General features: G+C 53.5%; 7 protein-coding genes. 5 read left to right on the top strand and 2 right to left on the bottom strand.

Going from position 1 to position 5,466, the window contains the following annotated elements:
- Positions 1-80: 80 nt before the first annotated feature.
- The gene (locus ABIE61_RS18480; RefSeq protein WP_354412285.1) at positions 81-344 is read right to left on the bottom strand and encodes a YagK/YfjJ domain-containing protein; all 264 of its coding nucleotides are present in this window, start codon (positions 342-344) and stop codon (positions 81-83) included.
- A 331-nt stretch (positions 345-675) separates the two neighbouring features.
- The gene (locus tag ABIE61_RS18475; RefSeq protein WP_354412282.1) at positions 676-867 is read right to left on the bottom strand and encodes an AlpA family phage regulatory protein; all 192 of its coding nucleotides are present in this window, start codon (positions 865-867) and stop codon (positions 676-678) included.
- A 190-nt stretch (positions 868-1,057) separates the two neighbouring features.
- Here ABIE61_RS18475 and ABIE61_RS18470 point away from each other — a divergent pair, with 190 nt between their 5' ends.
- The 5 genes from ABIE61_RS18470 to radC all read left to right on the top strand — a co-directional run bounded on the left by ABIE61_RS18470 (position 1,058) and on the right by radC (position 5,205).
- Positions 1,058-1,387 carry a hypothetical protein gene (locus tag ABIE61_RS18470; protein WP_354412279.1) on the top strand — a complete coding sequence of 110 codons (330 nt, stop codon included), beginning with the start codon at positions 1,058-1,060 and terminating at the stop codon, positions 1,385-1,387.
- A 119-nt stretch (positions 1,388-1,506) separates the two neighbouring features.
- Positions 1,507-2,634: a YqaJ viral recombinase family nuclease gene (locus tag ABIE61_RS18465; protein ID WP_354412276.1), complete on the top strand. Its 1,128-nt coding sequence runs from the start codon at positions 1,507-1,509 to the stop codon at positions 2,632-2,634.
- Between the two features lie 103 nt (positions 2,635-2,737).
- Positions 2,738-3,742 carry a recombination directionality factor gene (locus ABIE61_RS18460; protein ID WP_354412273.1) on the top strand — a complete coding sequence of 335 codons (1,005 nt, stop codon included), beginning with the start codon at positions 2,738-2,740 and terminating at the stop codon, positions 3,740-3,742.
- Between the two features lie 91 nt (positions 3,743-3,833).
- Entirely contained in the window at positions 3,834-4,643 is an 810-nt protein-coding gene (locus ABIE61_RS18455) for a DUF932 domain-containing protein (protein ID WP_354412270.1), read from the top strand.
- Positions 4,644-4,662: 19 nt separating this feature from the next.
- Positions 4,663-5,205, top strand: coding sequence for a RadC family protein (radC, locus tag ABIE61_RS18450; protein ID WP_354412267.1), 543 nt, complete (start codon positions 4,663-4,665; stop codon positions 5,203-5,205).
- Positions 5,206-5,466 lie beyond the last annotated feature (261 nt).

The following is a 5,466-nucleotide window of genomic DNA, read 5'->3' as shown; positions in this document are numbered from 1 at the left end:
GTGAATCGAGAATGGCGTCCATATTACCGCCGCAGGCCGCGTGGTTACAGGTGTGTGGAGATGCGAAGCTGAGTTTTAAGTCACGGAATCAGGTTCTTGAATCGTTCCATCACCTGGTTATCTTCAGTACCTAAGGCCATAACACTTATCGGATAGAGTAGTTCAATACGAACAGCATATACTCGATTATATTCATATTTTGAACGTGAAATTGCTTGCCATGAATTTTCAAGGTATTCATATATACATGGATGCTCAGGGGATGCATTAACTGGCAACCCCTTAAAAGATTTCTGGGTAAATAGTGTTAGGTTTGGGTTCTGAGGTAAGGCTGTGTAATTCATGTTTTCACCATAGATAGATAATCTAGTTTTGACATGGTTTCTTATCATAGATAACTAATTATTTAACATATGAATTCATACTCTACTGAATGAATATACATGAGAATATTAATGATATTTAGTTGGTGTATAGCGAGTAGGGTTACAGCTATCTCTATAGATATTAATATACCGACAATTGCTTCACTGATTCTACTAATGATTATTTGATTTTATTTCCAATGAATACTGGGAAATTCATCCTGACGACAACTCGAGGAAAATATGGATCGTTATGGTTTAAAATGTATTTTAATGAACAACCTTGCTACCCTCTTACTTGCCTACTCATTTAATCCGTTCTTTCGTCACGCAAAGCAATTCGTTCGATAATCCAGCGCTGCACTTCATCTTCAACCCAGCCAGACGCTCTAGGCCCCAGAGAAACGGTTGAAGGGAAGCTATTTTCACTCATTTTACGATAGATGCTTGAGCGGGATAGGCCAGTGGTCCTGATCACTTCGGCAAGCTTGATGATTCGCATGAAGTCAACTCCTGTGTGCTCGTTCATGCGATTGGGAAGGGTGTAGAAATATACTGCATGCTCAGGTAATCCCCAGCTAAATCCTGTTATCACTCGCCAACCAAAGCTTTCAATTCGTTTTCATCCATATATCACTGCTTTGGATAAACAGCGCATATCTTTTAATTTACCTATTCGAGGAACTATACCCATGTCTCTTAAATGCCCTCGCTGCCAGTCACGGCAGCTCATCCCCCGTTCGGTGGGCCGACAGGTCGGCACGTTGGCCGGTGCTACAGCAGGCACGGCCAGTGGTGTTGCCGGTGCGCTGGGCGGTGCCCGTGCCGGTGCTCAGTTCGGAGTGGTCGCCGGTCCCCCTGGCGTTGCTCTGGGCACGCTGGCCGGTGCTGTGATCGGTGGCTTGCTTGGCGGTGCTGCCGGTGGCCTCAGTGGACGGCGCATTGGTGACCATCTGGATCGTGAGTTACTGAGCAACATCGAATGCCTTGCTTGTGGCCATCGATTCCGTGCTGATGACTGACCGGCACTGACGGTTCAGGTTTTTGCACACAATGTTTTATCCATAACCGCTTTTCTCCCCTCCGGCCATTGCCGGGGGGAGGTGGAGGCTATGCCGTTGATCGGCAAAGGAGATCAATCATGCAGACACACAACATCGCTATTCAACAGGATGCACCGGTACTGGATGCCCCCTCGCTGACACACCTGCCACTGACCCAACAGGCGATGGCCAATGCCCAGGCTCAAGCGCTGAAGGGGCTGGCTACCAGCAAGCGCCGCCATGCCCAGGCGCACCGTCTGGTGGATACCCGTCAGCTGGATCGGGATACCTGGCTGGCCGTGCGTCAGACCGGCATTGGCAGTTCGGATGCGGCGGCTGCCGTAGGCCTGAACCCGTATAAATCCCAGCTGGAGCTGTGGATGGAGAAGACCGGTCGCTTGATGCATGCCGCTCAGTCGGATGGCGCGGCTGAACAGCCTGACGATGACGATAACAGCCCCCTGTTCTGGGGCACGGTACTGGAGCCGATTGTGGCCGAGCACTATGCCAAGCGTACCGGCTTCAAGGTGCGCCGTGTCAATGCGGTGCTGCAGCACCCAACCCACGCCTGGATGCTGGCCAACCTGGACCGTGAGGTGGTTGGTTCCGATGAGGTGCAGGTACTGGAGTGCAAAACGGCGGGCATCAACGGGGCCAAGCTGTGGAAGAACGGCGTACCCGAGTATGTGCAGCTGCAGGTGATGCACCAGTTGGCGGTCACCGGTCAGCAAGCTGCAGATGTAGCCGTGCTGGTCGGGGGCCATGAGCTCAGGATATTCCGTCTGGAGCGGGACGAGGCATTGATTGAGCGACTGATCCAGTTGGAAGCCGAGTTCTGGCGTCATGTTACCGAAGACACCCCGCCACCGGCAGACGCAAGTGACTCAGCAGATCGTGCGTTGCGAGCCTTGTTCCCGGAGGATGACCATGAGGTGCTGGACTTCAATGATCATACCGAGCTGTCCGAGGTGTTTGATCAGCTGCAAGCGGCGCGTTCCATCATCGATGACACCAAACAGCAGGAAGCCCAGTTGAAGCATCAGCTGCAGCAGGCGATGGGTACAGCCAGTGAAGCGCTGTTACCGGATGGACGCATTACCTGGAAAAAGAGCACCGACACCCGCACGGTTGATCTAACTCGGTTGAAACAGGAGCAACCTGAGCTGATCAGCCAGTACCTGACAGTAAAACCCGGCAGTCGTCGTTTCGTGATTCACAATCGCTGACTGACCCCTTCGCATTACAGCGCGCATTCTTCAATACCAACATAGGCCCCATGACCGCCACCACGCGGTCTGGGGCTTTTTCTATTCCGTTTGGAGGTGACCCATGTTGAAAGGTCTCGCTATTACCCCACCGATCCTGGGGCGTATCGCCATTGGCAAGGTGATCGAAAAGGACGGCAAGCGCCTACCGCAAAAGGATGACCAATTCACGCTGACCTCGCAGATCCAGACCCGCGATGGCTGGCTAGCGCATCCTTTGGATGAACCGCTGCGTGAAGCCCAGGGCGGCAAGCTCAGGCGCATTCCGATGCGGCTGCTGTTTAATGAACCTGATCTCAACCTGAGGGCTGAGTATTCGCTGTTTGACCGTAATACCGCCAGACCCTTGTGTGTCGGTGACGGTGAACAATGCCGCCGTCGCACCCGTGACGGTATGCAGACCTTGCCCTGTCCAAGTCCAGACGGCTGTGAGCTGGCCCAGGGTGGTCGCTGTAAGCCTTATGCGCGTTTGAATGTCGTGGTCGGGGATGATGACCCTCTGGGGACCTTCATCTTCCGCACTACCGGATTTAACTCAATCCGTACCCTGGCAGCACGGCTGCAGTATTTCAAAGCGGTATCCGACAACAAACTGGCCTGCCTGCCATTGGAGCTGCGCCTACGGGGCAAGTCCACTCGGCAAAGTCATGGTGCGCCGATCTACTACGTGGATATCACGCTGCGAGAGGGGATGGATCTTGAGGCAACGCTAGCCAACGCACAGCAAATGGCACTGGATCGGCATGAGGTTGGCTTTGATCAGCAGGCATTGGATCAGGCGGCTCGAATGGGTTTTGCGAATGGCGACTTTGAAGAGCAGGAGGAAGATGCCGCTGCCATCGTGGAAGAGTTTTATCCACAGGGGCAAGACGCAGCGATGGATCAATCACACCCCCCAGAAACCGGCTCACCCCGCAATGGTGTTGATCCGGTCAGGCTGACTCAAAAGCTGGCAGCAAAGTCACGTCGACTGCGTGCCGCACCGTCCGACAACGACACCACACAACCCGCAACACCGGTTCAATCCGGTACAGCGCATTCCGGCCATGAAGCCGGTTCGCCTCACTGACACCTCAAAATTCCACTACATGACACCCATAGAACCTGCCGCGATCAAGCGCCCTGCGGGGCGACTCTCGTGCAGGTAAGGAGGCTTACCCATGAATACTTTATCCCGTGAACAACTCTATCGTCAGGCTCCGGCCATCTTTGCACAATCGCCTGATTTGGCGGTGTCCGATCGCTATGGATTCGTACCCACCATCGAAGTCGTTGATGCCCTGCAGGCTGAAGGCTGGTATCCGGTCAGGGCACAACAGACCCGCGTCCGTGACCCTGAACGCCGTGATACCACACGGCACATGGTCCGCTTTCGTCAGGACCCGGATCGTCAGATCACCGTGGGTGACAGCATTGCGGAACTCGTGCTGACCAACAGCCACGATCGTACAGCCGCTTATCAACTGGACTTGGGGCTGTTCCGGCTGATCTGCAGTAACGGCATGGTCACCCCTGTCGGCGATATGGGCGGTATCCGCGTCCGGCATGGCAAACAAGTAGTCGACCAGATCCTGGATGGCTCCATTGCCTTGATTGATGAAGTCCCCAACCTGGCAGGTACCGTTGAGCGCTTCCAGTCCATGCGATTGAGTCCAGAGGAGTCTCGGCTGTTTGCTCAATCAGCCCTCACGCTCCGCTATGGCGAGGACTGGCGCGATGTCAGCCCTGTTGAACCCGACGCGCTACTGCAGGCACGTCGATCTGAGGACCGGGATCAGAACCTGTGGCGTGTATTCAACCGCACCCAGGAAAACCTGCTCAAAGGTGGCCTAGCAGGACGCTCACGCAATGGGCGTCACACCAGCACCCGTGCCATCCGTTCTGTCACTGAAGATGTCCGACTCAACCGAGCACTCTGGCAACTGACCCAACATTTTGCCGACCTGAAAGGCCAGTCCCGCGCCGCTTAAATTCAAGGAGATCATACTCATGGCTACACAACTGATCGCCGGGGAGCTGCCCGGTACCTATGTCGTCCCGGAAGCTGTCACCGACACCGAACTGATGCGCCTGGCCAAAATGCTGGCACGCCGACGACTGAAGCGAGGCCGCTCCATGGAAAGTCCAGCGGCGGTGTTCAATGCCCTGCAGACGCTGATGATGGACTACGAACGCGAAGTGTTCGGGATGGTGTTACTGGATAACCGTCACCGAATCATCGAGTTCGTGGAACTATTCCACGGAACGATCGACTCCGCTAGCGTCTATCCGCGTGAAGTGATCAAAGCTGCACTGGCACAGAATGCAGCGGCGGTCGTCTTGGTACATAACCACCCGTCAGGTGATCCTGAACCGAGCCGAGCAGATCGGCAGATTACGGATCGACTGCAACAGGCGCTGAATACCGTTGAGATACGACTGCTGGATCATGTAATTGTGGGATTTGAAGGGACAGTCTCGTTTGCGGAAAGAGGGCTGCTTTGCGCCACTATTTTTTATTTCAGCCGCATAAATCACGCACTGCCCAATTGAGAAACAGCATAAATCGGATCTACGTACTTGCAGTTAAAAATTTCACATTCATCTTTATAGCAATATGTTGTCAAATTTACGCCATCTTAAGGATGGCAAAGGATAAAAAGACGGTTTTGATCTTTTCAGGTGCTCTATTTTTAACAGCATTTTTTAGGTCTTATAAAAACCTGAATCAGTGAATTCATCTGCTATTGCCGTGCCACCGCATTGAATATAACCACATTCTTTAACACCGCTCGATCTTATCCGGATTCTGCC

The sequence above is a fragment of the Marinobacterium sp. MBR-111 genome, from assembly GCF_040547585.1.
In the GTDB taxonomy this organism is placed as follows: Bacteria; Pseudomonadota; Gammaproteobacteria; order Pseudomonadales; family Balneatricaceae; genus Marinobacterium; species Marinobacterium iners.
The sequence above is the reverse complement of the archived record's forward strand: the minus strand, read 5'-3'. Positions and strand labels throughout refer to the sequence as shown.

What these genes read in the sequence shown, in the direction of transcription:
- ABIE61_RS18480 (WP_354412285.1), bottom strand. Translation starts at nt 344, where the DNA reads ATGAATTACACAGCCTTACCTCAGAACCCAAACCTAACACTATTTACC.
- ABIE61_RS18475 (WP_354412282.1), bottom strand. Translation starts at nt 867, where the DNA reads ATGCGAATCATCAAGCTTGCCGAAGTGATCAGGACCACTGGCCTATCC.
- ABIE61_RS18470 (WP_354412279.1), top strand. Translation starts at nt 1,058, where the DNA reads ATGTCTCTTAAATGCCCTCGCTGCCAGTCACGGCAGCTCATCCCCCGT.
- ABIE61_RS18465 (WP_354412276.1), top strand. Translation starts at nt 1,507, where the DNA reads ATGCAGACACACAACATCGCTATTCAACAGGATGCACCGGTACTGGAT.
- ABIE61_RS18460 (WP_354412273.1), top strand. Translation starts at nt 2,738, where the DNA reads ATGTTGAAAGGTCTCGCTATTACCCCACCGATCCTGGGGCGTATCGCC.
- ABIE61_RS18455 (WP_354412270.1), top strand. Translation starts at nt 3,834, where the DNA reads ATGAATACTTTATCCCGTGAACAACTCTATCGTCAGGCTCCGGCCATC.
- radC (WP_354412267.1), top strand. Translation starts at nt 4,663, where the DNA reads ATGGCTACACAACTGATCGCCGGGGAGCTGCCCGGTACCTATGTCGTC.